The sequence below is a fragment of the Microbacterium sp. 1.5R genome (assembly GCF_007667425.1).
Taxonomy (GTDB): domain Bacteria; phylum Actinomycetota; class Actinomycetes; order Actinomycetales; family Microbacteriaceae; genus Microbacterium.
On the sequence record NZ_VDRC01000002.1, the window covers coordinates 88,526 to 112,550 of the forward strand.

At 70.2% G+C, this 24,025-nt stretch carries 23 protein-coding genes and 1 tRNA gene; 17 read left to right on the top strand and 7 right to left on the bottom strand.

Annotation, left to right across the window (positions count from 1 at the left end; all coding sequences use genetic code 11):
• Nucleotides 1-47: 47 nt before the first annotated feature.
• The 4 genes from FSY98_RS11360 (at nucleotide 48) to FSY98_RS11375 (ending at nucleotide 3,693) form a co-directional block, all read left to right on the top strand.
• Nucleotides 48-257 (top strand): heavy-metal-associated domain-containing protein, encoded by a 210-nt coding sequence (locus tag FSY98_RS11360; protein ID WP_144876796.1) that lies wholly within the window; start codon nucleotides 48-50, stop codon nucleotides 255-257.
• Nucleotides 258-264: 7 nt separating this feature from the next.
• Nucleotides 265-2,511, top strand: a complete 2,247-nt coding sequence (locus tag FSY98_RS11365; RefSeq protein WP_144876797.1) for a cation-translocating P-type ATPase — start codon at nucleotides 265-267, stop codon at nucleotides 2,509-2,511.
• 73 nt (nucleotides 2,512-2,584) lie between these two features.
• Nucleotides 2,585-2,830 (top strand): hypothetical protein, encoded by a 246-nt coding sequence (locus tag FSY98_RS11370; protein WP_144876798.1) that lies wholly within the window; start codon nucleotides 2,585-2,587, stop codon nucleotides 2,828-2,830.
• Nucleotides 2,830-3,693, top strand: coding sequence for a hypothetical protein (locus tag FSY98_RS11375; protein WP_144876799.1), 864 nt, complete (start codon nucleotides 2,830-2,832; stop codon nucleotides 3,691-3,693). Before FSY98_RS11370 ends, FSY98_RS11375 begins: the two co-directional genes overlap by 1 nt.
• Nucleotide 3,694: 1 nt before the next feature.
• On the opposite strand, the gene FSY98_RS11380 is transcribed toward FSY98_RS11375, so the two are convergent.
• Nucleotides 3,695-4,396, bottom strand: coding sequence for a phosphotransferase family protein (locus FSY98_RS11380; protein WP_144876800.1), 702 nt, complete (start codon nucleotides 4,394-4,396; stop codon nucleotides 3,695-3,697).
• 129 nt (nucleotides 4,397-4,525) lie between these two features.
• Here FSY98_RS11380 and FSY98_RS11385 point away from each other — a divergent pair, with 129 nt between their 5' ends.
• Together FSY98_RS11385 and FSY98_RS11390 are read left to right on the top strand one after the other, a co-directional pair.
• Nucleotides 4,526-5,110 (top strand): asparagine synthase, encoded by a 585-nt coding sequence (locus FSY98_RS11385; protein WP_144876801.1) that lies wholly within the window; start codon nucleotides 4,526-4,528, stop codon nucleotides 5,108-5,110.
• Between the two features lie 66 nt (nucleotides 5,111-5,176).
• Nucleotides 5,177-5,249 (top strand) — tRNA-Arg (locus FSY98_RS11390).
• Nucleotides 5,250-5,328: 79 nt separating this feature from the next.
• Here the strand turns inward: FSY98_RS11390 and FSY98_RS11395 are convergent.
• Together FSY98_RS11395 and FSY98_RS11400 are read right to left on the bottom strand one after the other, a co-directional pair.
• Entirely contained in the window at nucleotides 5,329-6,069 is a 741-nt protein-coding gene (locus FSY98_RS11395) for a response regulator (protein WP_144876802.1), read from the bottom strand.
• Nucleotides 6,066-7,334: an ATP-binding protein gene (locus tag FSY98_RS11400; RefSeq protein ID WP_186307658.1), complete on the bottom strand. Its 1,269-nt coding sequence runs from the start codon at nucleotides 7,332-7,334 to the stop codon at nucleotides 6,066-6,068. The genes FSY98_RS11395 and FSY98_RS11400 overlap by 4 nt, the downstream gene beginning before the upstream one ends.
• A 159-nt stretch (nucleotides 7,335-7,493) precedes the next feature.
• Here FSY98_RS11400 and FSY98_RS11405 point away from each other — a divergent pair, with 159 nt between their 5' ends.
• The 3 genes from FSY98_RS11405 to FSY98_RS11415 are packed head-to-tail and all read left to right on the top strand — an operon-like array spanning nucleotide 7,494 to nucleotide 10,682.
• A complete protein-coding gene (locus FSY98_RS11405; protein WP_260857380.1) occupies nucleotides 7,494-8,489 on the top strand; it encodes a tripartite tricarboxylate transporter substrate binding protein in 996 nt (331 codons plus the stop codon).
• Nucleotides 8,489-9,148, top strand: a complete 660-nt coding sequence (locus FSY98_RS11410) for a tripartite tricarboxylate transporter TctB family protein (protein ID WP_144876804.1) — start codon at nucleotides 8,489-8,491, stop codon at nucleotides 9,146-9,148. Before FSY98_RS11405 ends, FSY98_RS11410 begins: the two co-directional genes overlap by 1 nt.
• A gap of 1 nt (nucleotide 9,149) precedes the next feature.
• The gene (locus FSY98_RS11415; RefSeq protein ID WP_144876805.1) at nucleotides 9,150-10,682 is read left to right on the top strand and encodes a tripartite tricarboxylate transporter permease; all 1,533 of its coding nucleotides are present in this window, start codon (nucleotides 9,150-9,152) and stop codon (nucleotides 10,680-10,682) included.
• Nucleotides 10,683-10,779: 97 nt separating this feature from the next.
• Here the strand turns inward: FSY98_RS11415 and FSY98_RS11420 are convergent, their stop codons facing one another.
• Nucleotides 10,780-11,721 carry a LysR family transcriptional regulator gene (locus FSY98_RS11420; protein ID WP_144876806.1) on the bottom strand — a complete coding sequence of 314 codons (942 nt, stop codon included), beginning with the start codon at nucleotides 11,719-11,721 and terminating at the stop codon, nucleotides 10,780-10,782.
• A 124-nt stretch (nucleotides 11,722-11,845) separates the two neighbouring features.
• On the opposite strand from FSY98_RS11420, the gene FSY98_RS11425 reads away from it, so the two are divergent.
• Both FSY98_RS11425 and FSY98_RS11430 read left to right on the top strand, forming a co-directional pair.
• A complete protein-coding gene (locus FSY98_RS11425; RefSeq protein ID WP_144876807.1) occupies nucleotides 11,846-12,841 on the top strand; it encodes a putative oxygenase MesX in 996 nt (331 codons plus the stop codon).
• A gap of 15 nt (nucleotides 12,842-12,856) precedes the next feature.
• Nucleotides 12,857-13,885 carry a methionine synthase gene (locus tag FSY98_RS11430; protein WP_144876808.1) on the top strand — a complete coding sequence of 343 codons (1,029 nt, stop codon included), beginning with the start codon at nucleotides 12,857-12,859 and terminating at the stop codon, nucleotides 13,883-13,885.
• 28 nt (nucleotides 13,886-13,913) lie between these two features.
• Here FSY98_RS11430 and FSY98_RS11435 read toward each other — a convergent pair whose 3' ends face one another.
• Complete coding sequence (locus FSY98_RS11435; protein ID WP_144876809.1) at nucleotides 13,914-14,846, bottom strand: LysR family transcriptional regulator; 933 nt, start codon at nucleotides 14,844-14,846, stop codon at nucleotides 13,914-13,916.
• Between the two features lie 71 nt (nucleotides 14,847-14,917).
• Here FSY98_RS11435 and FSY98_RS11440 point away from each other — a divergent pair, with 71 nt between their 5' ends.
• Nucleotides 14,918-16,648 carry an L-aspartate oxidase gene (locus FSY98_RS11440; RefSeq protein ID WP_144876810.1) on the top strand — a complete coding sequence of 577 codons (1,731 nt, stop codon included), beginning with the start codon at nucleotides 14,918-14,920 and terminating at the stop codon, nucleotides 16,646-16,648.
• 102 nt (nucleotides 16,649-16,750) lie between these two features.
• Here FSY98_RS11440 and FSY98_RS11445 read toward each other — a convergent pair whose 3' ends face one another.
• Nucleotides 16,751-17,104 (bottom strand): hypothetical protein, encoded by a 354-nt coding sequence (locus FSY98_RS11445; RefSeq protein WP_144876811.1) that lies wholly within the window; start codon nucleotides 17,102-17,104, stop codon nucleotides 16,751-16,753.
• A gap of 103 nt (nucleotides 17,105-17,207) precedes the next feature.
• Here FSY98_RS11445 and FSY98_RS11450 point away from each other — a divergent pair, with 103 nt between their 5' ends.
• Both FSY98_RS11450 and FSY98_RS11455 read left to right on the top strand, forming a co-directional pair.
• Complete coding sequence (locus tag FSY98_RS11450; protein ID WP_144876812.1) at nucleotides 17,208-18,704, top strand: L-serine ammonia-lyase, iron-sulfur-dependent, subunit alpha; 1,497 nt, start codon at nucleotides 17,208-17,210, stop codon at nucleotides 18,702-18,704.
• 96 nt (nucleotides 18,705-18,800) lie between these two features.
• Nucleotides 18,801-20,411, top strand: a complete 1,611-nt coding sequence (locus FSY98_RS11455; RefSeq protein WP_144876813.1) for an L-lactate permease — start codon at nucleotides 18,801-18,803, stop codon at nucleotides 20,409-20,411.
• A gap of 194 nt (nucleotides 20,412-20,605) precedes the next feature.
• On the opposite strand, the gene FSY98_RS11465 is transcribed toward FSY98_RS11455, so the two are convergent.
• On the bottom strand, nucleotides 20,606-21,559 hold the full coding sequence (locus tag FSY98_RS11465) for an L-lactate dehydrogenase (RefSeq protein WP_144876815.1): 954 nt from the start codon (nucleotides 21,557-21,559) through the stop codon (nucleotides 20,606-20,608).
• A gap of 141 nt (nucleotides 21,560-21,700) precedes the next feature.
• Here FSY98_RS11465 and FSY98_RS11470 point away from each other — a divergent pair, with 141 nt between their 5' ends.
• From FSY98_RS11470 to FSY98_RS11480, 3 genes are all read left to right on the top strand, one after another.
• On the top strand, nucleotides 21,701-22,456 hold the full coding sequence (locus FSY98_RS11470) for an AAA family ATPase (RefSeq protein ID WP_144876816.1): 756 nt from the start codon (nucleotides 21,701-21,703) through the stop codon (nucleotides 22,454-22,456).
• A gap of 64 nt (nucleotides 22,457-22,520) precedes the next feature.
• Entirely contained in the window at nucleotides 22,521-23,294 is a 774-nt protein-coding gene (locus FSY98_RS11475; RefSeq protein ID WP_144876817.1) for an ABC transporter ATP-binding protein, read from the top strand.
• The gene (locus tag FSY98_RS11480) at nucleotides 23,291-24,025 is read left to right on the top strand and encodes an ABC transporter permease (protein WP_144876818.1); all 735 of its coding nucleotides are present in this window, start codon (nucleotides 23,291-23,293) and stop codon (nucleotides 24,023-24,025) included. Before FSY98_RS11475 ends, FSY98_RS11480 begins: the two co-directional genes overlap by 4 nt.

A 24,025-nucleotide genomic window follows, 5' to 3' on the forward strand; every position in this document is an offset into this window, starting at 1 on the left:
TACCCCCTAGGGGTATGCTGGTGATGCCGTCGACGAAGGGAAACGACATGACCACCACCATCTTCACCGTGACCGGCATGACCTGCGGGCACTGCGAGGGATCAGTGCGCAGTGAGGTGTCAAAGCTGGACGGTGTCTCCGGCATCGACGTCAGCGCGGCCTCCGGCCGACTCGTCGTCACGTCCGAGTCCCCGCTCGACGACTCCGCCGTCCTTGCCGCCGTCGACGAGGCCGGGTACAGCGCCGCGCGCGTCTGACCGGCCCATGAGCGAGCAGCTGGCCTCGTACGATCTCGAGATCGGCGGGATGACGTGCGCGTCATGCGCCGCACGCATCGAGAAGCGTCTCAACCGGATCGACGGCGTGACGGCATCCGTCAACTACGCGACCGAGAAGGCGCACGTCGAGGTCGCGGGTGATGTCGCCGCGGACGAGCTCATCTCGGAAGTCGTCCGCACCGGCTACACCGCCGCGCTGCCGCGCGAGTCGGAGCCCGAGAGGGTCGATGCCGCGCACGTGCTGCTGCGGTGGCGACTGATCGCCGCTGTGGCGCTCGCCGTGCCCGTCATCGCGATGGCGATGGTCGAGGCGCTGCAGTTCCCCGGGTGGCAGTGGGCCTCGCTCGCGCTAGCGGCCCCTGTCGTCACGTGGGCGGCGTGGCCGTTCCACCGCGCGGCCGTCGTGAACGCCCGCCACCGTGCCGTGACCATGGACACGCTGATCTCGGTGGGCGTGTCGGCCGCGTTCCTCTGGTCGCTGTACACGCTCTTCTTCGGCACGGCCGGCATGTGGGGCATGACGCATCCGTTCCGCTTCACGATCGAACGCGGCGACGGTCTCGGCACGATCTACCTCGAAGTGGCCGCAGGCGTCACCATGTTCCTGCTGCTCGGGCGCTTCCTCGAGCAGCGATCGAAGAGGACCGCCGGAGCGGCGCTGCGGGCGCTCGGGGAGCTCGGTGCGAAAGACGTCGCCGTGCTGCGCGACGGAGTGGAGGAGCGGATGCCGGCGACAGCGCTCGTCGTCGGCGACGTCTTCGTCGTGCGCCCCGGAGAGACGATCGCGACCGACGGGATCGTGCGCGAGGGCAGGTCGGCCGTGGATGCGTCGATGCTGACCGGCGAATCGATGCCCGTCGAAGTGCACGCCGGAGATGCCGTCGCCGGGGCCACCGTGAACTCCGGCGGACGCCTGCTCGTGACCGCGACCAGGGTCGGTGCCGACACGCAGCTCGCGCGCATGGCGCGCCTTGTCGAACAGGCGCAGTCGGGCAAGGCCGAGGCGCAGCGTCTCGCCGACCGACTGGCCGCTGTCTTCGTGCCCATCGTGTTCGGGATCGCCGCCGTGACTCTCGTCGCGTGGCTCGTCGGCGGCGGGGGAGCGGCAGCGGCCTTCACGGCCGCCGTCGCCGTGCTGATCATCGCCTGCCCCTGCGCGCTCGGTCTCGCGACCCCCATGGCTCTCCTGGTCGGCACCGGACGCGGGGCTCAGCTCGGCGTGCTCATCCGCGGGCCCGAGGTGCTCGAGTCGACGCGCCGCATCGACACCGTCGTGCTCGACAAGACCGGCACCGTGACGAGCGGCCGCATGACGGTGATCGATGTCGTCGCGGCAGAAGGAGAAGACAGCACCGAGGTACTCCGGCGCGCCGCCGCCGTCGAGGACGCGTCGGAGCATCCGCTCGCGGCCGCCGTCGTCCGCGCGGCGGTGGAGCGCATCGGTGAGCTGCCGGCGGTGCACGAGTTCCAGAGCCTCCCCGGCCGCGGTGTCACGGGCATCGTCGACGGGGTGCTGGTCGCGGTCGGCAGGCCGGGGGACGCCGCGGGGGCATCCGCGCCGCTCGCCGGGCCGCTCGCCGCGCCGTTGCGCAGGGCGGTCGAGGCTGCCGAGAGTCGCGCGCACACCGCCGTCGTGGTCACGTGGGGCGGACAAGCGCGCGGAGTACTCGTGGTGTCCGATGTCGTCAAGCCCGGCGCCCGCGGCGCGATCGCCGGACTGCGCGCGCTCGGTCTCGACCCGGTGCTGCTCACCGGCGACAACCGGCGTGCCGCGGAGGCCGTGGCGGCCGAGGTCGGCATCCGGACCGTGCGGGCGGGTGTGCTGCCCGAGCAGAAGGTCGCCGAGATCGTCGCGCTGCAGAAGCAGGGCAGGGTGGTCGCGATGGTAGGCGACGGGGTGAACGACGCCCCCGCCCTCGCCGGCTCGGACCTCGGCATAGCGATGGGCACCGGTACGGATGCCGCCATCGAGGCATCCGATCTCACCCTGGTGCGCGGCGATCTGTGGGGCGCGGTCGATGCCATCCGCCTCGCCCGCCGCACCCTCGCGATCATTCGCGGCAACCTGTTCTGGGCGCTCGCGTACAACGTCGCCGCGATCCCCCTCGCGGCCCTCGGACTGCTGAACCCGATGCTCGCCGGCGCCGCGATGGCGTTCTCGAGCGTCTTCGTCGTGCTGAACAGTCTGCGACTCCGGCGCTTCCGCAGCGCCGCGCCGCACGGAATCGGCTAGTCCGCTTCCCTCCGCGCGGATATATTGTGCGTACGGAATCGTTCCGGAGGTGCGGGGTGGTCTGAGGAGCGATATGCGCAGACTCGCGGTGATCGTCGGAGGGCTGCTGCTCGTCGGCGGAGCGGTGATCATCGTGGTCGCAGATCAGCAGCGCGTCGACGCACTCGCCGAGGTGCAGGCGGCGGTCGTGCACGCGGAAGACGACCTCGAGACCGCGCGGAGCGCCAACTACGCTCTCGCTGAACAGCTGACGGCGCTCCGCACGCAGATCGCCGCGCAGGACGCGCAGCTCGCCGACTCCACGGGCTTCCTGCCGTGATGCTGCGCCGCGTGTTCTCGGTCACGGTCGTCGCTGCGGTGATGCTCGCCGCCGGGGTCGTCGGCCGCGCGGGCGCCCTCGACGACGCGCGCGCCGAGGCCATCGCCGAGCTGCGGGCGCTCACGCAGCAGACGCAGGACGCGGAGATGCGGTCCGACCACCTGCAGGGGCAGATCGAGGTCGCCGAGCACGACACCGCCGACCGTGCCGCCGTGCTCGAGGTGCGGCCGGCGTTCCTGCAGGAGGTCGCCTCGCTGAGTGCGGCGATCGACGGCGCGGCGGGCAAGGTCGACACCGCCGCGCATCGGGCGTCTGCGCAGTCCGCCCAGCAGAGCGTGCTCTCCGAGACCTCCGACCCGGCCGTCGTCGTCGCCGCGACCGCCACCCTCCACGCCCTCACCGAGAAGGTGGGGGAGGAGGTGTCGACGTGGCAGGCGGCGCAGTACTCCCGCCCGGCAGGACCCGCGTGGTCGTCGAGCGGACCGGACGGGTACGCACGGGTGCGCGCCGCGCTCGACACCGTCGGCGGTGCGGGGGTCGGGCTCTACGAATCGTCGTCCTGCGCCGGTGGCACGGCGGCGGCATGCGCCAACAGCAACGGGTACATCAAGTACCGCGCCGACATCACCGGGTGGAGCACCAGTCGGCTGAACTGGGCGATGGCGCACGAACTCGCCCACATCTACCAGTTCCGCGTATGGGGCACGCTCAACGCCTCGTCGACCTACGGCGCGCTGTTCGGGGGTGACCCGGAGTTCCTCGCCAACTGCATGGCCGTGGTCCGCGGGTACTCAGGGTCCGTCGGCTGCGACGGCGAGCAGCAGGCGTGGGCCTCTGGCATCTGGGTCGGCGTGGTGCGCTGAGTCAGCCGCCCCATCCGCGCAGCTCCGTCGTCAGCTGCGCGAGGTACTCGGGGGGTCCCGCCTCGGCGAACCACAGCCACAGTTCCGCCGCGTGGATCGCATCCCACCGGTGCACATCCTCCGCAGCGGCGCCGTAGGCGTCGATCAGGGCCGCCGACGATCGCGGATCCTTTCGCGACGCGCCCCAGGCGGCACGTGACAGCTCGCGGAGCGGGTCGCCGACATGCGCCGCCTCCCAATCGACCACCGCCGAGATCGCGCCGCGGTGGGCGAGCAGGTTGCCGTCGGTCCAGTCGCCGTGGCAGAAGACGGCCCCCGCGGCTGGTGGGATCGCGAGCGGCAGCGGTGGTGCGTCGGCCGCCCGGTAGCGCGCGATGAGCGCCGCATCGTCGGGCCGAGGTGCGAGCCCCGCAGGAGCGGGGACCTCGTGCAGGCGGCGCAGGAGGGATGCCGAGGCGCGCAGTCCCGCGAGGCGGACCTCTGGGTCCACCTCGTCGAGGCGGGTTCCCGGCATCGCCGTCATGAGGATCTCACCCGGCCGGTCTTCGACGAGCTGCGGGGTGGGCAGGTCGTCGACCAGCGACAGCGCCCGCAGGGCGCTGACCTCGGTGCGGTGCCGCTCGGCATCCGGCATCCGCTTCTCGACGAGGCGGACGCCGTCGCGCTCGATGACCCGCACGGCGCCCACGGCTCCCTGTCGCATCGTCGTCTCCGGTCCGGCCGATCGTGACGGTCTCGACCCGCCCGGTGGGCCGCCGCGACCCGGCTCGGCTCCATTCTCGCCGACCGCTGCGAGGAGTGAAACCGGTACGCTCGAAGGGAGGAGGAACCGGTGGGACGAACTGCGGATGCCATCGCCGAAGGCGTCGCGATCGCGACCGCTGCGGCGCGCCTCGCCGTGAAGAACCACATCCTCATCGGCACGATCGCCGAGGGCGGCGTGTTCGACACGCACGAGTACATCGCCGACGCGCGCGAGGCGCTGCGGGCGATGGCGGAGGAGTCGGAAGAGGCGGAGGAGAACCTCACGGCCCTCCGGAAGCGGGCCCGCGGTCGGCACTCCGATCCGTCCGGCACCCACGACTACCGCGACCGCGATGTGCGCAACCTCCGCCGTCGTGCCAAGCAGTCGCACGGCGTCGCCACCCGGCTGCGTGAGCTCATGGACGATGAGGACGCTCTGCGCACGATGGTCGAGGAGGCCCGAGAGGCCGCCTGGTCGGACGTGCGTCACAACCTCGACCGCCGCTTGCGCGTCGAAGGCATGCGTCCCGATCACGACCCCGACTACGCACGCATGCGCGACGCGCGCATGCAGGCGCTGCGCCTCGTCGACCTGCAGGCCCTTTCGTCTCAGCAGCGCGCCCGCGCCAAGCGGAAGAAGAAGCAGGAGCAGGTCGCCGAACTCGACGACTGACGCCTCGATTCGCAATCATCTGACGACTGTTATAAGCTGTTCCACGGCCCGCTGAGCGGTCCAGGAGCGCCCGTAGCTCAATGGATAGAGCATCTGACTACGGATCAGAAGGTTAGGGGTTCGAGTCCCTTCGGGCGCACATCACCCGGAAGTCCCCGTCGCAGAAGCGGCGGGGATTTCTGCATCCCGGGCCCGGCATCCGCCATCAGCCAGCGCCGTCACGCATCGGGCGACGGAGCGAGGCGGTAGAGCACCTGCGGTCGTCCGCGCTTGCCGTACCGGTGCGCGAGGTCGATCACGCCGGTCGCGACGAGGTGGTCGAGGTAGCGTCGGGCGGTCGCCCGCGAGAGCGCGCAGGCCGTCGCGATGTCGGATGCTGATCGTGAGACGACCGGGTCGAGCGCCGAGATCACGCGCGCCAACGTGACCTCGGCGAGCCCCTTCGGCAAGCCGCCCGCCTCGGCGGGGGAGGCTGCCGGCGACCGATCACCGGCGCGGTCTCCGAGCCGGATCGTCCCCGTGGCGAGCAGCCGGTCGACCTCGCCCTGGGCGAGCGGTCGGTCGTGTTCCTCGGCGTCGCGCGCACTGCGCCGTGCGGCGTACTCCTCCAACCTGCGGCGCAGCACCTCCTGCGTGAAGGGCTTGATGAGGTATCCGACGACGTGCGCCGCGAGGGCCTGCCGCACCGTCACCTGGTCGCGCGACGAGCTGATCACGAGCACGTCGGGGCCCCCGCCACCGAAGGCGCGGAGGCGGTGCAGCACCTCGACGCCGCTGATGTCGGGCAGGCGCATGTCGAGCAGCAGCAGGTCGACGTCGTCGGTCACCTGGGCGAGGGCCGCGGCACCGGTGCCGGCCGTGCCCGCCAGGTCGAACCCGGAGGTCTCGGCGATGAACCGACCGTGCAGCGCACGGGCGCCGGCGTCGTCGTCGACCACGAGCACACGGATGCCGGTCACCGGACGGCATCCATCTCGAAATCGAAGCGCGCGCCGCCGAGCGCCGAGCGTCCGACCTCGATCACTCCGCCGCGCGCCATCACGGTGCGGCGCACGAGGTCGAGACCGATGCCGCGACCGCCCACGGTGCGATCCGTCTTCGACGAGTATCCGCGCGCGAACACCCGCTCGACGCCGGCGGGGTCGATGCCGGGACCGTCGTCGTCGACCGACCCGACCAGCGTCTGACCTCGCTGCCGCAGGGTGCAGCGCACGGTGCCGGCGCCCGCCTCGCCCGCGTTGCGACAGAGGTTCGCGACGACCAGCAGCACACCCTCGTCGATCTCGACGTCGTCGTCGACCTCGACCTCGAGCTGCGCTCCCTGCGCCGTGAGCTCCCTCCGCACGGCGTCGATCGCCACGCTCACGACCGGCCCGCCCGAAGCGCCGGGGCGCTCGGTCGTGAGCACGGGCACGATGCCGTCGATGTACGCGAGCGCGTCGTCCGCATCGCCGTGCGAGACGAGTCCGTGGATCACGTGCAGCCTGGTGCTGAACTCGTGCGACTGCTCCTGCAGAGCGGTGCTGATGCGGCGCAGATGCTCGTGCTCGGCCGCCTGCTCGTCGAGACGTCGGAAGCGCCGCTCGATCGCCGCGCCGACAGCCGAGCTCGCGAGGGTTCCGACCACGAGGGCGCCGATGATCCACGGCAGGATGTCGCCGAGCGCTTCATCGCGTCGTGCCGAGAGGCTCGACTCGAGCACGCCGACGGCCACCATGCCGACGATCCGGTCGCCGTCGCCGTAGACGGGAACCTTGGCGCGCAGCGACCGGCCGGACGGCCCGGTCTCGGTGCCGAGGAACTCCTCGCCCGCCAGCACCGATTCGTTCGTCGTCGACACGCGCACGCCGCGCTCGGAGGCGAGTGGATGAGTGATGCGCACCCCCTCGTCGTCGGTGATGACGACGTAGTACACCCCGGCTGCCTGCCCGACGATGTCGGCGAGCGGCTGGAGCTCCTCCGTCGCGGCGGCGAGGTCGACGGCATCCGCCGGGTGGTCGTCGTCGCCGCTGTCGACCGCCGATTCCAGCGTGCGCTGCACCTCGGGGAGCACGGCGAGGCTGACGGCGACCTCGTGCACGCGATCGGCCGTGGCGGCACGGATGCTGCGCTCCTGCGCCGCGATCGCGACCCCCGCCGTCACGCCGACCGCCGCGAGCACGATGACGCTGGGCAGCACGAGCATGCCGAGGCGCGCGGCGCCGGCACCGACTCCACGTCTCATCCCGGCCGCCTCTCCGTCGCTGGATCGCCGTGCTCGCTCTCCTCTGAGCGTCATGAGCATCTATGAGCACAAAGCCGAGCGCACGCGACGTGCACTCGGACCCTTGCCATCCTAATAAGCGTCTTGCGGCGACAACGGTGTCCGCACGAGGAGGCAATGATGACGACGAGTTCATCGGGTACGCGGGTCCTGCCCCGCGTCATAGGCGGCACGATCGCCGCTGCGGCGATCGGCATCGCCGCATTCGGTTCCATCACGTCCGCGGCCGCCGGACAGGACATCCACGCGTCTATGACGATCATCGCCCCCGCTGCGGCGGGTGGTGGATGGGACGGCGTGGCTCGCGAGCTGCAGCAGGCGCAGAAGGCCAACGGGCTCGTGAACAACGTCCAGGTCGTGAACATGCCCGGCGCCGGCGGCACGATCGCCCTCGGCAACGTCTCGGTGCTCGAGGGGCAGCCGAACAACCTCCTCGTCGGAGGAACCGGGCTCATGGCGGCGACCATTCAGTTCGGATCCGCTGCCACGCTCGACGACGTGACGCCGCTCGCCGTCGTCGTCGAGGAGTATGACGTGATCGTGGTGCCCGCTGATTCCCCGTACGAGACCCTCGACGATCTCGTCGAGGCGTGGAAAGCCGATCCGAAGAGCGTGCCGTGGACCGGCGGCGGCTCGTTCGACCAGCTCGTGGTCACCGATCTCGCGCTCAGCGCGGGCATCGAGCCGCTGGACACGACCTACATCTCGTCGGACGGCGGCGGCGAGGCCATCCAGGCCCTGCTCAACGGCACCGCGCAGGCCGCGGCCGGCGGCTACCCCGACAACATCGATCAGATCGAGTCGGGACGTCTGCGCGTGCTGGCTCTCGTCGCCGAAGAGCCGGTCGACGGCATCGACATCCCGACGGCCGCAGAGCAGGGATACGACGTCTCACTCACCAACTGGCGGATGCTCGCCGCGCCCGCGGGGCTCGACGACGAGCAGGTCGACGGTCTGCGCGAGCTCATCACCGACTCGATCGCGACGCCGGAATGGAAGGACGCGATCGACCGCTACCGCTGGACCGAGCGCGTGATCACGGGAGACGAGCTCGACGCGTTCCTCGCCGACGAGCACTTCCGCATCGAGCAGCTCTACGAGGAGATGGGACTGTGATGTCGCAGAACAACCCCACAGCGGTGTCGGCGGTCGTCGGGCAGCGTCTCTCGTTCGGAGCAGGCCCAGGACGAGCTGCGGCGCTGCTGAAGAACCTCACCATGCCGGCCGTCCTGGTCGCCTTCGCCACGTATCTGCTCGTGGGCATCGTCACGATGAAGGTGCCCGAGGGGACCGCGTTCCCCGGGCCGCAGTTCTTCCCGCTGCTGATCATGGCGGGGCTGTACGCCTTCGCCGTCGTCCTGGGCGCGGGTGCGGTGCGCGAGCACCGCGCTGAGTCCGGCGCGGGCGCCGCGGCCACGGCATCCGTCTCGGCGGAGCCGGCGGTGGCGTCGGCCGCCCCGGCATCCGCATCGGCAGCCACTCCGGCATCCGCAGCCGCGCCGGAGGAGACGACCGTGCAGCGCACGGTCCGTGTCGACGTGAAGTCGCTCGCCTGGGTGGTGGGCTCGTTCCTCGTGTTCTCCCTCGTGTTGAACATCCTCGGCTGGATCATCGCCGCAGGACTCCTGTTCTGGTGCATCGCCCGCGGGTTCGGTTCGACCCGCTGGCTCTTCAGCCTCGTGGTCGGTCTGACCGTGAGCTCGCTCTCGTACATCGCGTTCGACATGGCGCTCGGCATGTCGCTGCCCTCGGGCATTCTCGGCTGGGGGTTCTGACATGGATGTGCTGCAGCTTCTCACGGAGGGCTTCGCCGGTGCGCTCACCTGGCAGAACCTCGTCTGGGTGCTGATCGGATGCCTGCTTGGCACCGCGGTCGGCGTGATGCCCGGTCTCGGCTCCTCGATGGCGGTCGCCCTGCTGCTGCCGGTGACTTTCTCGCTCGAACCGACGGCCGCGTTCATCATGTTCGCCGGCGTGTACTTCGGCGGCCTCTTCGGCGACTCCACCATGGGCATCCTGATGAACACCCCGGGGCAGGCCTCGGCCATCGCGTCGACCATCGAAGGTCACAAGATGGCCCGTAACGGACGAGCGGCGCAGGCCCTCGCGACCGCGGCGATCGGCGCGTTCATCGGCGGCTTCATCGGATCGATCGTCGTGGTCTTCCTGGCGCCGGCGCTGGCCGACTTCTCGAGCCGCTTCGGCCCGGCTGAGTTCTTCGCGCTCGCCGTCTTCGCCTTCGTCGCGACGTCGTCGGTCGTCACCGACAACGTCATCAAGGGCCTGACCTCGCTGTTCATCGGTCTCGGCATCGCCGTCATCGGGGTCGACGGCGTCTCGGGCGCCCCGCGCTTCACGATGGGGTCGCCGAACCTCTTCGACGGTGTCTCGCTGGTCACCGTGACCGTGGCCATCCTCGCGCTCGGCGAGGTCATCTACGTCGCCTGCCTGGAGCGGCACATGAAGGACAAGGCGCTCATCAAGCCGTCGGGGCGGCCCTGGCTGTCGCGGCGCGAGTTCCGGGAGGCGACGCCGGCGTGGCTCCGGGGCACGGCCATCGGGCTCCCGTTCGGCGTGGTGCCCGCTGGCGGCTCCGAGATCCCGACCTTCCTCGCGTACGGCCTCGAGAAGCGCCTCGATGCGCGCCGGTCGCGCCCGAAGTTCGGCACAGGGGCGATCCGCGGCCTTGCCGCACCGGAGGCGGCGGGCAACTCCACGACCAGCATGGCCATGGGCGCGCTGCTGGCCCTGGGCCTGCCGATCTCGGCGACCGCCGCGATCATGCTCGCCGCCTTCCGCCAGTACGGGTTGCAGCCGGGACCGCTGCTGTTCGAGCGGGCGCCCGAGCTCGTGTGGGCGCTGCTGGCGAGCTTCTTCATCGCGATGGTGGTGCTGCTCATCCTGAACCTGCCGTTCGCGATGCTCTGGGCCAAGCTGCTGCTCATCCCGCGCCCGTACCTGTACGCCGGCATCACGCTCTTCTGCGCTCTCGGGATCTACGCCACGAGCGGCTCGGCGTTCGATCTGCTCATGCTGCTGGGCATCGGGCTGCTCGGTTTCCTCATGCGGGCGCTCGACTACCCGCTCGCGCCGCTGATCATCGGCATGGTGCTCGGGCCGCTGGCCGAGACCAGCCTGCGGGATGCCGCGATGAGCGCCAACGGCGACTTCTCGGTGCTCGTCCAGGGGCCGATCTCGATCTCGCTGTATGTGATCCTCGCCGTCGTGCTGCTGCTCGCGGTCCGCGGGCGCATCGTGGCGCGGGCCCAGGCGAAGGCCGACGCGAAGAAGGAGACCGTCGAGGCGTGACGCCGCCCGCGGATCCCCGGGCTCGGAAGATCGGAAACGCATCGGAAGCGATGCGTTCCGATCTTCCGTCGGCGCATGGCCCCGCACGCGCGCTGTCTCAGCCGATCAGCGCGACCCCGAACTCCGCCACGACCGCTCGCAGCTCGTCGAGGTACCGCTGCGCCTGCTCGGTGAGGGGGATGGCCGATTGGCCGATCCAGCCGATCTCGATGCGCTCGTCGACCTCGAGCGGGATGGCGACGATCTCGGGATCGAGGTCGTCGCTGATGATTCCCGTCGAGATCGTGTACCCGTCGAGGCCGATCATGAGGTTGAAGATGGTCGCGCGATCCGAGACGCGGATCTCCTGCGCGCTCGACAGGGTCGAGAGGATCTCCTCGGCGAAGTAGAACGAGTTGTTCGCCCCCTGATCGAAGGTCAGGCGGGGGAGACCGGCGAGGTCGTCGAGCGTCACGTGGTGGCGGGCGGCGAGCGGATTCTTGCGCGAGATGAAGATGTGCGGATCCGCGAGGAACAGCGGGTGGAAAGCGAGACCCGAGTCCCGGAGCAACTTGTCGATGACGCTGCGGTTGAAGTCGTTGCGGTAGAGGATGCCGAGTTCGCTGCGCAGCGTGCGGACGTCTTCGATGATGTCCCAGGTGCGCGTCTCGCGCAGGGAGAACTCGTACTCGGCAGCGCCGCTGGCCTTCACCATGCGCACGAAGGCGTCGATCACGAACGAGTAGTGCTGTGCCGAGACGCCGAGCAGCCTCCGCGACGGCGGTCGGCCGAGGTAGCGCTGCTCGAGCAGTGCCACCTGCTCCGTGACCTGCCGGGCGTAGCCGAGGAACTCGATGCCGTCTGTCGTGAGCGTCACTCCCCGCGCCGAGCGCAGCAACAGGGTGCGGCCTGCTCTCGCCTCGAGGTCTTTCATCGCGGCCGACATCGTGGGCTGCGAGACGTAGAGCAGATCGGCGGCGGCGCTGATCGAGCCCTCCGCCGCGACCTCGACGAAATAGAGGAGCTGTTGCAGCGTGATGCCGCTCGATCCGCGTGCCATAGGTAGAGACTATATCGGCGCATAGCTCGCGGTAGTTACCCGATGGGCCGGGTCTCGCCGCACCATGGAGTCACAGACTTCCGCGCGGCCGACCCTGGTCGCTCAGCCAGCAGATGGGCCGCTCATGGCGAACGATTTCACGTTCCACATCACCACCACGCGCTTCGACGAGGACTATTCGCCCTCCGACGACTCGCGCATCACGACGAACTTCGCGAACCTCGCCCGCGGTGAACAGCGTCAGCAGAACCTCCGTAACGCCCTCACGATGATCGACCGCCGGTTCAACGACCTCGCGCACTGGGACAACCCGACGCGCGACCGCTACACGCTCGAACTGGAGATCGTCTCGGCGGGGCTGGAGTTCACCGCCGACGGTGAGGACAAGACGTTCCCGCTGCTCGAGGTCCTCGACATCCAGATCCTCGACCGGCAGACCGGACGGCGCCACCACGGCATCGTCGGCAACAACTTCTCGTCGTACGTCCGCGACTTCGACTTCAGCGTGGTGCTGCCGGCGGCGGCGGAAGCCGCGGGCAGATTCACCGTCCCCGACGACTTCGGCGACCTGCACGGCAAGCTGTTCCGCCACTTCCTCGACTCCGAGGCGTACCGCGAGCGGTTCACGACGTCGCCCGTGATCTGCATCAGCGTCTCGACGAGCAAGGAGTACCGCCGCACTGAGAACCACCATCCGATCCTCGGTGTCGAGTACGTGCAGGATGACGAGGGCTCCCTCACCGACGCCTACTTCGGGAAGATGGGGCTGCGGGTGCGGTACTTCATGCCCCCGGGTGCTGTCGCGCCGCTGGCGTTCTACTTCGAGGGCGACCTGCTCTGCGACTACTCGAACCTGCAGCTGGCGGGCACCATCAGCACGATGGAGACCTTCCAGAAGATCTACCGCCCGGAGATCTACAACGCGAACTCCGCAGCGGCGAGCGTCTACCGGCCGACCCTGGACCAGCAGGACTATTCATCGACGCAGATCGCGTACGACCGCGAGGAGCGCAACCAGCTCGCCCGCTCGCAGGGCAGGTACACCGAGGAGCACTTCGTGAAGCCGCACGGCGACGTGCTCGCGCAGTGGGCCGCCGACTACTCGGCTGCGGCCGCCTGACTCCGGAGACGACTCGTGAACTCCCTCCTCCCCACCTCCATCGTGGGCAGCCTTCCCAAGCCCTCATGGCTCGCCCAGCCCGAGACCCTCTGGTCGCCCTGGAAGCTCGAGGGCGACGCGCTCGTCGAGGGCAAGCAGGATGCTCTGCGCAGCGCCGTGCAGGAGCAGTCGCGCCGCGGCATCGACATCATCAGCGACGGTGAGCAGACCCGCCAGCACTTCGTCACGACGTTCATCGAGCACCTCAGCGGGGTGGACTTCGACCAGCGCGAGACGGTGCGCATCCGCGACCGGTACGACGCGAGCGTGCCGACCGTCGTCGGTGCGGTGACCCGCGAGAAGCCGGTCTTCGTCGAGGACGCGCGGTTCCTGCGGCAGCAGACCGACCAGCGCATCAAATGGGCGCTGCCTGGCCCGATGACGATGATCGACACGCTCTCCGACCGGCACTACCGCAGCCGCGAGAAGCTCGCGTGGGAGTTCGCGACGATCCTCAACCAAGAGGCGAGGGAGCTCGAAGCGGCCGGCGTCGACGTCATCCAGTTCGACGAGCCCGCCTTCAACGTCTTCTTCGACGAGCTGAAGGACTGGGGAGTCGCGACCCTGGAGCGCGCGGCCGAGGGGCTGCGCGCCGAGACCGTCGTGCACATCTGCTACGGCTACGGCATCAAGGCGAACACGGACTGGAAGGCCACGCTCGGGCCCGAGTGGCGTCAGTACGAGGAGTCGTTCCCGCTGCTGCAGAAGTCGATCATCGACACCGTGTCACTCGAACGCGCACACTCGCACGTCCCCCTCGACCTCGTCGAGCTGATCCGCGGCAAGAACGTCATGCTCGGCGCGATCGATGTGGCGAGCGACAGGGTCGAGACGCCGGAGGAGGTCGCGGACGTCCTGCGCCAGGCGCTCGACTTCGTGGACGCCGACAAGCTCGTGCCGAGCACGAACTGCGGCATGGCGCCGCTGCCACGGGGCGCCGCCCTCGCGAAGCTCAGCGCCCTGAGCGCGGGCGCCGCGATCGTGCGGGACGAGCTCGCCGGCTGAGTCCGAAGGGTCGGCCGGCGGGATGCCGTCAGTCGAGCAGACTGGTGATCGCGGGGTCGCGGCGGGCTACCTCGGCGGCGGTCGCCACGATGACCCTCCGCATCGCGGCGACGGCGACCGCGGGGGTGACGTCGGCGCGGTGCGCGAGGCTCACGGTGCGCCGCATCATCGGGTGCGTGAGGCGCACCGACCTCAGCGCCGGCTGATCGAGCAGCACCATGGCCGGCACGACGGCGACGCCCACTCCGCGCTCGACGAAGCGGAGCACGGCATCCATCTCCGCCCCCTCGAGCACATGGGTGGGCGTGAGTCCGGCGGAGCGGAACGCGGCATCCGTCGTCGCACGCAGCTCGTACGTCTCGTCGAGTGCGATGAGGGGGAGCGTGGCGAGGTGGTCGAGGCCGATGGCCGGGGTCACCGCGACGGGAGGCTGGGATGCGGCCGAGACGACCACCAGCTCCTCGGTGAGCAGCTGCATCCGGCTGAGGCTGAAGCCCGACGGCGGCGGGCCCTCCGACTCCGTGATGAGGGCGATGTCCACGGCGCCGACGGCGAGCTGCTCGACGAGCAGGCGCGACCCGCTCTCGACGAGGTGCAGGTCGACGCCGGGGTGCGCCGCGTGGAACGTGCTGATGGCTTCGGCGACGAGGCTGATGCAGAGGGTGGGCGGCGCTCCGAGCCGTACCCGTCCTCGTCGGAGTCCGGCCAGCTCGCCCATCTCCTCGCGGATGGCCTCGGCCTCGGCCAGCATCCGCTGCGCGCGGGGGAGCAGCGCCTCGCCCGCCGCTGTGAGGTTGATGTGGCCGCGCGCCCGGTGGAACAGCTCGGCGCCGAGTTCGCGTTCGAGCGTCGAGATCTGCCGGCTCAGCGAGGGCTGCGCGAGGTGCAGGTGCTCGGACGCACGGGTGAAGTGTCCCAAACGGGCCACCTCGACGAACCCCCGCAGCTGCTCCAGATTCATGCCTGCAGTCTATCGATACCAGTAGAACAATGCATTGGAGTTATTAGGATCGCCTAATTAGCGTCGAAGGCATGAGTACACGCGAACGGCAGATCTCCACCACGGTCCTCGTCATCGGGACGGGCGGGTCCGGCCTCCGCGCGGCGATCGAGGTCGCCGAGCACGGCATCGACGTCCTCGCCGTCGGCAAGCGGCCCCGACAGGACGCGCACACCTCGCTTGCGGCGGGCGGCATCAACGCCGCCCTCGGCACCATGGATTCCGACGACAGCTGGCAGCAGCACGCCGCCGACACGATCAAGGAGAGCTACCTGCTCGCCAATCCGCACACGGTCGAGATCGTGACGCAGGGCGCCGAACGCGGCATCCGCGATCTCGAACGCTGGGGCATGGACTTCGCGCGCGAGGACGACGGCCGCATCTCGCAGCGGTTCTTCGGTGCGCACACCTTCCGCCGCACGGCGTTCGCCGGCGACTACACCGGCCTCGAGATCCAGCGCACGCTCGTCGCCAAGGCCGAGCAGCTCGACGTGCCGATGCTCGACAACGTCTACATCACGCGGCTGCTCGTGCGCGACAACGTCGTGTTCGGGGCGTACGGCTTCGACCAGGCCGACGGCACCCGCTACCTCATCCACGCGGATGCCGTGATCCTCGCCGCAGGAGGGCACAATCGCATCTGGCGACGCACGTCCTCGCGGCGCGACGAGAACACCGGCGACTCGTTCCGCCTCGCCGTCGAAGCCGGCGCCCGGCTGCGCGATCCCGAGCTCGTGCAGTTCCACCCCTCCGGCATCATCGAGCCCGAGAACGCGGCGGGCACCCTCATCTCCGAGGCCGCCCGCGGCGAGGGCGGCATCCTGCGCAACGCGCTCGGCGAGCGCTTCATGGAGAAGTACGACCCCGAGCGCATGGAGCTGTCGACCCGCGACCGCGTGGCGCTCGCCGCGTACACCGAGATCGCCGAAGGACGAGGCACCGAGAACGGCGGCGTCTGGCTCGATGTGTCACACCTGCCGCGCGAGACGATCATGACCCGTCTGCCTCGGGTCTATCAGACGATGATGGAGCTCCAGATGCTCGACATCACCGCCGAGCCGATCGAGATCGCGCCCACCGCGCACTACTCGATGGGCGGCGTGTGGGTGCGCTCGGAAGACCACCAGACCGACGTCGAGGGTCTCTATGCGATCGGCGAGGCGTCGAGCGGACTGCACGGGGCCAACCGCCTCGGCGGCAACTCGCTCATCGAGCTGCTCGTCTACGGGCGCATCGTCGGCCAGGCCGCGATGGCGCACGCGGCGGGTCTCGACGCGCAGAAGCGCTCGGCGGATGCCGTGGCACGGGCCCGCGCGGAGATCGACGATCTGCTGGCCGCCGACGGGCACGAGAACGTCAGGGCGCTGCAGCGGGCCATCCGCAACACCATGACCGAGCATGCGGGTGTGGTGCGTTCGGAGGAGGGACTTCGTGCCGGGCTCGCCGACCTCGACCTGATCGAGGGACGGATGGAGGACATCGGCATCCACCCCGACATCGCGGGCTTCCAGGATCTCGCGCACGCCTTCGACCTCAAGGCCTCGGTGATCGCGGCGAGGGCCACCCTGGAAGCGGCGCGCGAGCGGCGTGAGACGCGCGGCTGCCACAACCGCAGCGACTACCCCGACACCGACCCGACGCTGCAGGTGAATCTCGTCTGGAGCCCCGGCACCGGCGTGACCCGCGAGCAGATTCCGCCGATCTCCGACGAGATCGCCGAGCTGATGCGCGAGGTCGACACGACCGGCAAGCTCGTCGAGTAGCCGCGAGTACTCGTTCCGGTCGCAGTCCGTGCCGCCGCCGCGCCCTCGGGGCGGCACGACCTGCGATCAGAACGCGGGCCCTGAGGTGGGGTAGGAGCCGCCTCAGTCGCCCTGGTCCGTCTGCGGACCGTCGACGACCCCGATCCCGACCGCCTGATGGTCGGGCTCGGGGTCGTCTCGCTTCGGGGCCTTGGGCTCCTCGCCCGGAGACTTCTCGGTGCTCGGCTCTTCGAGCTCATCCGTGCTCGGCACCTCGGCGGGGTCGGCGTCCTCCGGGGACTCCGCCTGCTCGGGGGTCTCGGCCTGACCCTCGGTCTGATTCTCCGAGTCGCTCTCACTGTCGGGAGAGACAGCGGTGATCTCGCCGGCGTCGCCCGACGACGGGGTCGGGGTCGGGGCCTGCGCCTCGGCGTCGAGGTCGGCGGCCGGGTCCTGCTCGGGTGTGGTGTCGCTCATGATCATCCCTTTCGCGTGGGTGGACGGTTTCAGGATGCCGCGGGCGTGCCGCTGCGGGAAGGGGCTTGACGACCGCATCGGCCCGACGACGTACGCTGGACGGGTGACAGCGTACGTCTCGGCCTTCGACCTCTTCTCCATCGGCGTGGGGCCGTCCAGCTCCCACACGGTCGGACCGATGAGGGCGGCGCGGGAGTTCGCCAGACGCCTCACCGCCACCGGAGTCGTCGACCGCGTCGCGTGCGTCGGCTGCACCCTCTTCGGCTCGCTCGGCGCGACCGGCATCGGTCACGGCACCCCGGATGCCGTGGTCGCCGGGCTCCGCGGCCTCGACCCCGAGACCTGCGATCCGGCCGCGGTGCGCTCGGCGTGGACGGACTTCCCCGAGGGCGCGGGCCTGCTGCTCGCCGGCACGCACGAGGTGGCGTTCGCGAAGGACGACATCGTGTTCGCTCCCCGGACGCGTCTACCAGGTCACCCGAACGCGATGACGATCACGGCGTGGGATGCAGAGGGCTCCGTCGTCGCAGAGGAGACCTACTACTCGGTCGGCGGGGGCTTCATCCGCCGGGACGGGGAGGAGGCGATGCTCTCGACCGCGCCGCTGCCGTACTCGTACGCCGATGCGGCGTCGCTGCTGACGCTCTGCGACGAGTACGGGCTGTCGATCGCCGAGGTCGCGAGGCTCAACGAGACGGCGATGCGCAGCGAAGAAGACGTCGCCGCCGGACTCGACGCGATCTGGGACGCCATGTCGGGCTGCGTCGACGCGGGGCTGCATTCCGACGGCATCCTGCCGGGCATCCTCAAGGTGAAGCGGCGGGCGAGCGTCATCAGGGAGCAGCTCGAGGAGGTCGAGTCGGGAGGGCACCGCGAGCTCCCCGGCGAGTGGCTGGGCGCGTTCGCGCTCGCGGTGAACGAGGAGAACGCCGCGGGCGGGCGAGTCGTGACGGCGCCGACCAACGGCGCAGCCGGGATCCTCCCGGCGGTCGGCATGTACTGGTGGCGGTTCCTCGCCGACTCCGGACTCGGTGCGGGCAACGCCGTCACCCCCTACGGCGAGCTCGTCGGCAGCGCTCTGCTCGGCTTCGGCGCCGAGGCGTCGCTCGTCGCGGTCGGCGCGATCGAGGACCCGGATGCGGTCGCCGAGGCGAACCGCCGCCGCGGCATCCGTCGTTTCCTCCTCACCGCTACCGCGCTCGGCTCGCTGTTCAAGGCGAACGCGTCGATCTCGGGTGCCGAGGGCGGATGCCAGGCCGAGGTCGGGTCTGCGTGCGCGATGGCCGCCGGCGGGCTCACCGCGGTGATGGGCGGCACCAATCGGCAGATCGAGAACGCCGCCGAGATCGCCATGGAGCACCACCTCGGACTCACCTGCGACCCGATCGCCGGGCTGGTGCAGATCCCGTGCATCGAGCGCAACGCGATCGCCGCCTCGACCGCCGTGACCGCCGCGCGACTCGCACTGCGCGGCGACGGCAGCCACTACGTGTCGCTCGACGCGGTGGTCGAGACCATGCGTCAGACCGGCATGGACATGTCGACGAAGTACAAGGAGACGAGCGAGGGCGGCCTCGCGGTGAACGTCATCGAATGCTGAGCGCGGTTCACGCCTTCGTGGTCGGGAGATGGGGATAACACCTGCGCCGAGCGGCGGATGACCGCTACTCTGACCCCGCGACGAAAGGAAACGACCGTGTGGGCTCAGAACGTCGATCCGCTGTCCAACCTCTGGCTGTCGGCACTGGTCGCCGCGCTGCCCCTCCTCGTCTTCCTGCTCTGCCTCGTCGTCCTCAAGCTCAAGGGGATCGTCGCTGCGGCGATCGCCGTCGTGGTCGAGATCGTCGTCGCGGTGCTGGTGTTCGGCATGCCGATCCCCGCCATCGGCGGCTCCGCGCTGCTCGGGGTGCTCACCGCGGTCTGGCCGATCGCGTACATCATCGTGATGGCCGTGTGGCTGTACCGCCTGGCCGTCGCCAGCGGTCGCTTCGACGTCATCAGGGCGTCGATCTCGGGCATATCCACCGACCAGCGCATCCAGGTGCTGCTGATCAGCTTCGCCTTCGGCGCCTTCCTCGAGGGAGCGGCGGGCTTCGGCGTGCCCATCGCGATCTGCGCCGCCCTGCTGGTGCAACTCGGCTTCCGTCCGGTCAAGGCGGCCATGCTGTCGCTCGTCGCCAATGTCGCTGCCGGGGCGTACGGGGCCATCGGGATCCCGGTGATCGTCGGCGCGCAGGTCGCCGGCGTCGACGTCATGCAGCTCTCTCAGACGATGGTGCTGCTGCTGCAGCCGCTCACCCTGCTCGTGCCCTTCCTGCTCGTGGCGATCCTCGACGGGTGGCGCGGGATCCGCGAGACCTGGCCGGCGGTGCTGCTCGTCAGCGTGGTGTTCAGCGGCGTCCAGGCGTCGGTGCTGTGGTTCCTCGGGCCCGAGCTCGCCGACCTCGGCGCCGGCCTCGCCGCGATGGTCGCCCTGTTCGTCTTCGGGCGGGTCTGGCAGCCGAGACGCATCTTCCGCGAGGGCGGCAACGAGGCGCCCGCCGTCGCGTCGCACTCCGTCCGTGAGGTGGTGGTGGCGTGGAGCCCGTTCTACATCCTCACCGCGTTCATCCTCGTGTGGAGCGTCCCGTGGTTCAAGCAACTGTTCGCGGCTGACGGCGCGCTGGCGGCCGCGGTCGTCAAGGTGCCGATCCCCGGGCTCACCGGGGCCGTCAGCACGCCGGCCGGCGATGCCGTCGCCGTCACCTGGGACTTCACGCCGCTCAACGCCACCGGGACGGCGATCCTTCTCGCGGTGGTGGTGTCGTATCTCACCACTCCGCAGCTCACCGCATCCGACCTCTGGCGTCAGCTGTCGACCACGGTCCGCGAGCTCTGGCAGGCTCTCGTGCTCATCGCGGCGATCCTCGTGCTCGCCGACATCGCGAACTACTCGGGCGGATCCGCGACCATCGGCAGCGCGCTCGCCGCCGCCGGGCCGGTCTTCCCGCTGCTCGCACCGATCATCGGATGGATCGGAGTGTTCCTCACCGGATGGGTCGTCAACAACAACACCCTGTTCGGCCCGCTGCAGGTGGCGACGGCGCAGCGGATCGGCGTGCAGCCCGACCTCCTCGTCGCCGCCAACACGGCGGGAGGCACGACCGCCAAAGTCGTCTCCCCGCAGTCGATCGCGATCGCGGCCGGTGCGGTCGGTCTGTCGGGCAGAGAGGGCGAGATCCTTCGGGCCTCGATCGGCTACAGCCTCGGCATGCTGGCCTTCATGTGCGGCTGGTCGTTCGCCCTCTCGACCGTCTTCCTCGGCTGACCGGACGCAGGGGTAGCGGCCGGGCGGGAGTATCAGCGGCTCGGCGGGTCGGCGGGCCGGCGGGGGGCCACCGGGCGCGGGCGGGCGGCCGGGCGGGCGGGGGGCCGCCTGTCGGCGAGGCGGGTCGGCGGGTCGGCGGGCCGGCGGGCGGCTCGCTCACGCGGGCAGCCCGTGCGGTCGGGACGTGCCGCAGCTCACGCGTCCAGCGACGCGCGCACCTCCCGCAGTGCGTCAGCCGAGCGGCGCAACAGCCCAAGCTCGTTGGGGGAGAACGGGGTCTCCCGGATCGGCACGGCGCCGGACGCGCTGACGATCGAGGGGACGGAGAGCGCGACCCCCTCGAGTCCGTGGAAGCCGTCGAGCACGGTGCTCACCGGCATCACCGCGTGCTCGTCTCGGAGCACGGCCTCGACGATGCGGGCGCTGGAGAGTCCGATCGCGTAGTTGGTCGCCCCCTTGCCCTTGATCACCTTGTACGCCGCATCGCGCACGTCGACGGCGATCGCATCGAGCTCGTCGACCGTCATCTTCGGATGCCCCGGGGCCTCCCACTCGAGGATCGGCACGGTGCCGATCGTGGCGGTCGACCACAGCGGGAACTCGGTGTCGCCGTGCTCGCCGACGATGTGCGCGTGCACGCTGCCGGTGGAGACCCCGGCACGCTGGGCGAGCTTCCATCGCAGTCGCGAGGTGTCCAGCACTGTGCCCGAAGCGAAGAGGCGCTGCGCCGGCAGGTTGGTGACCTCCTGCGCGAGCACGGTGAGCACGTCGCACGGGTTCGTCACGATCACGTAGATCGCATCGGGGGCGACCTCGAGCAGGCGCGGCATCATGGTCTGCAGGATGCCGGCGTTGACGGCCGCGAGCTCGGTGCGGGTCTGCCCTGGTTTCTGCTTCGCACCGGCAGTGATCACGACCACGTGCGAGCCCTCGACGACAGAGATGTCGCTGCCGCCCGTGATGTCGCTCGAACCCGTGAACTGGGTGCCGTGCGCCAGATCGAGCACCTCGGCCTCGACCTTCTCGGCAGCGATGTCGTACAACGCGACGTGCCGGGCGGAGCCGCGGATGAGCGACGCGTAGGCGACGCTCGCGCCGACGCTGCCCGCCCCGACGACGGTGAGCTTCGAGTTCTCGATGACAGTCATGCGGTCAGTCTGGCAGGGCTCGGGGGACGACGGCCAGACGTCGACGCAGTATCCCGGTGTGAGCTGGACGGCGGTGTCGCAGCCCTCGGGTAACGTTCGTGGCGAGTCGACATCGTCCGGCTCGAACACGAGGAGAGACGGATGGATGACCGACGGGCGCCCCGTCTGCGGCCGAGGCGGGAGCAGCCGATCGTCGGCGTCAGAGCGAACGACGACGCGCCCGAACCGGGCGGACTGTGGCCGACCAGCATCCCGGCTGTCGCGCAGGTGCTCCGGGAGGGCATCGACCTCGACCCCGGCGTGACGTTCCTCGTCGGCGAGAACGGCAGCGGCAAGTCGACCGTCGTCGAGGGGATCGCCGTCGCCTACGGGCTCTCGCCCGAGGGCGGTTCGCGCCAGGCGCAGCACAGCACTCGACCGACCGAGTCGCCGCTGTCGGAGTGGCTCCGGCTGCAGCGCGGGGTGGGGGCGAACCGCTGGGGCTTCTTCCTCCGTGCCGAGACGATGCACTCGTTCTACACGTATCTCGAAGACAACCCGTCGACGCGCGCCCCCGACGTGCCGTTCCACGAGATGAGCCATGGGGAGTCGTTCCTCGCTCTGCTCGACAGCCGCTTCGACGAACCGGGCTTCTACTGCCTCGACGAACCAGAGGCGGCGCTGTCCTTCCAGTCGACGCTCGCGCTCATCGCCGTGCTGCAGCGCATCGTCGACGAAGGCGGGCAGGTGCTGTGCGCGACGCATTCACCGGTGCTCGCCGCACTGCCCGGCGCGAAGATCCTCGAGGTCGGGGAGTGGGGCATCCGCCCTGCCGAGTGGGAGGACCTCGAGCTCGTGAATCATTGGCGGTCGTTCCTGCAGGACCCGCCCCGCTACCTGCGGCACCTGCTGGACTGAGCGGTCGGCGACGGCATCCGCTCGTCCTGTTGACCAGCGGCGCCGCCGGGAGGATAGTCATCGCATGGCGGGCGGAGCGGCGGTCGAGATCGAGGGACTGCGCGTACGCCGCGGGCGCACGGAGGTGTTCGGCGGCATCGACCTGACGATCCCGCGAGGGCGGATCACGGGCCTGCTCGGACCCTCGGGATGCGGCAAGACCACCCTGCTGCGGGCCATCGTGGGCGTGCAGCGCGTCGACGGCGGAACTGTCACGGTGCTCGGGCAGCCCGCCGGCGCACGCCCGCTGCGTCACCGCGTCGCATATGGCACTCAAGGTGGCGCGGTGTACGGCGACCTCACGGTGCGACAGAATCTCGGATATCTCGGGGCGGTGCTCGGGGCGCCGAAGGGCGACGTCGACCGTGTTCTCGACGAGGTCGGACTCCGCGACCAGGCCGGCCAACGCGTCGACTCGCTCAGCGGCGGGCAGGCGACGCGGGTCTCGCTGGGCATGGCGCTCGTCGGGTCGCCGGATCTCATCGTGCTCGATGAGCCCACGGTGGGTCTCGACCCGGTGCTGCGCGTCGAGCTGTGGGACCTGTTCCGCGGGCTCTCCGAGCGCGGGGCGACCCTGATCGTCTCGAGCCACGTCATGGATGAGGCGCTGCGCTGCGATCGGCTGCTGCTCATGCGCTCCGGCCGCATCATCGCCGACACCACCCCGACCGCGTTGCTGCAGGACACGGGCGCGGAGGATCCCGATGCGGCGTTCCTCGCGCTGATCCGACGCGACAGTCGGGATGCCGAAGCGCGCCGCCCCACGACGAGACGCGCTCGGCGGGAGGCCGGCGCATGAACGTGGGGCGCCTGGCGGCCACCGCGCGACGGGTTCTCGGGCAGTTGCGGCACGACCCGCGGTCGATCGCGCTCATGCTCATCGCCCCGAGCCTGCTGGTGGGGCTGTTCGCCTGGCTGTTCAGCGATCAGGAGGGTGTGTTCGATGCGTTCGGCGGCGCGATCCTCGCGCTGTTCCCGTTCATCGTGATGTTCCTCATCACGTCGATCACGACGCTGCGCGAGCGCCGGTCGGGCACCCTGGAACGCCTCATGACGACGCCCCTCGCCAAGGCCGACTTCATCCTCGGCTACGCGCTCGCGTTCGGGGTTCTTGCGGTGCTGCAGGCGGTGATCACGGTGTCGTTCGCCGTCGGTGTCTGCGGGCTCGAGGTGCAGGGCGAGCTGTGGCAGCTCGGCCTCGTGGCGGTCGTCGACGCCCTGCTCGGCACAGCGCTCGGATTGCTCGCGAGCGCGTTCGCGCAGACGGAGTTCCAGGCGGTGCAATTCATGCCCCTGCTCGTCTTCCCGCAGATCATCCTCGGCGGGCTGTTCATGCCGCGCGACCGCATGCCCGACGTTCTGCACGCGATCTCGGACTGGCTGCCCCTCAGCTACGCGATCGACACGATCAACGCGGTCGCCGCGGGCGATGGCGGATGGGACGTGTACCGTCCGCTGCTCGTCGTCGTCGCCTTCGGCGTCGGGGCGCTGGTGCTCGCGTCTCTCACCCTCCGTCGCCGCACCCGCTAG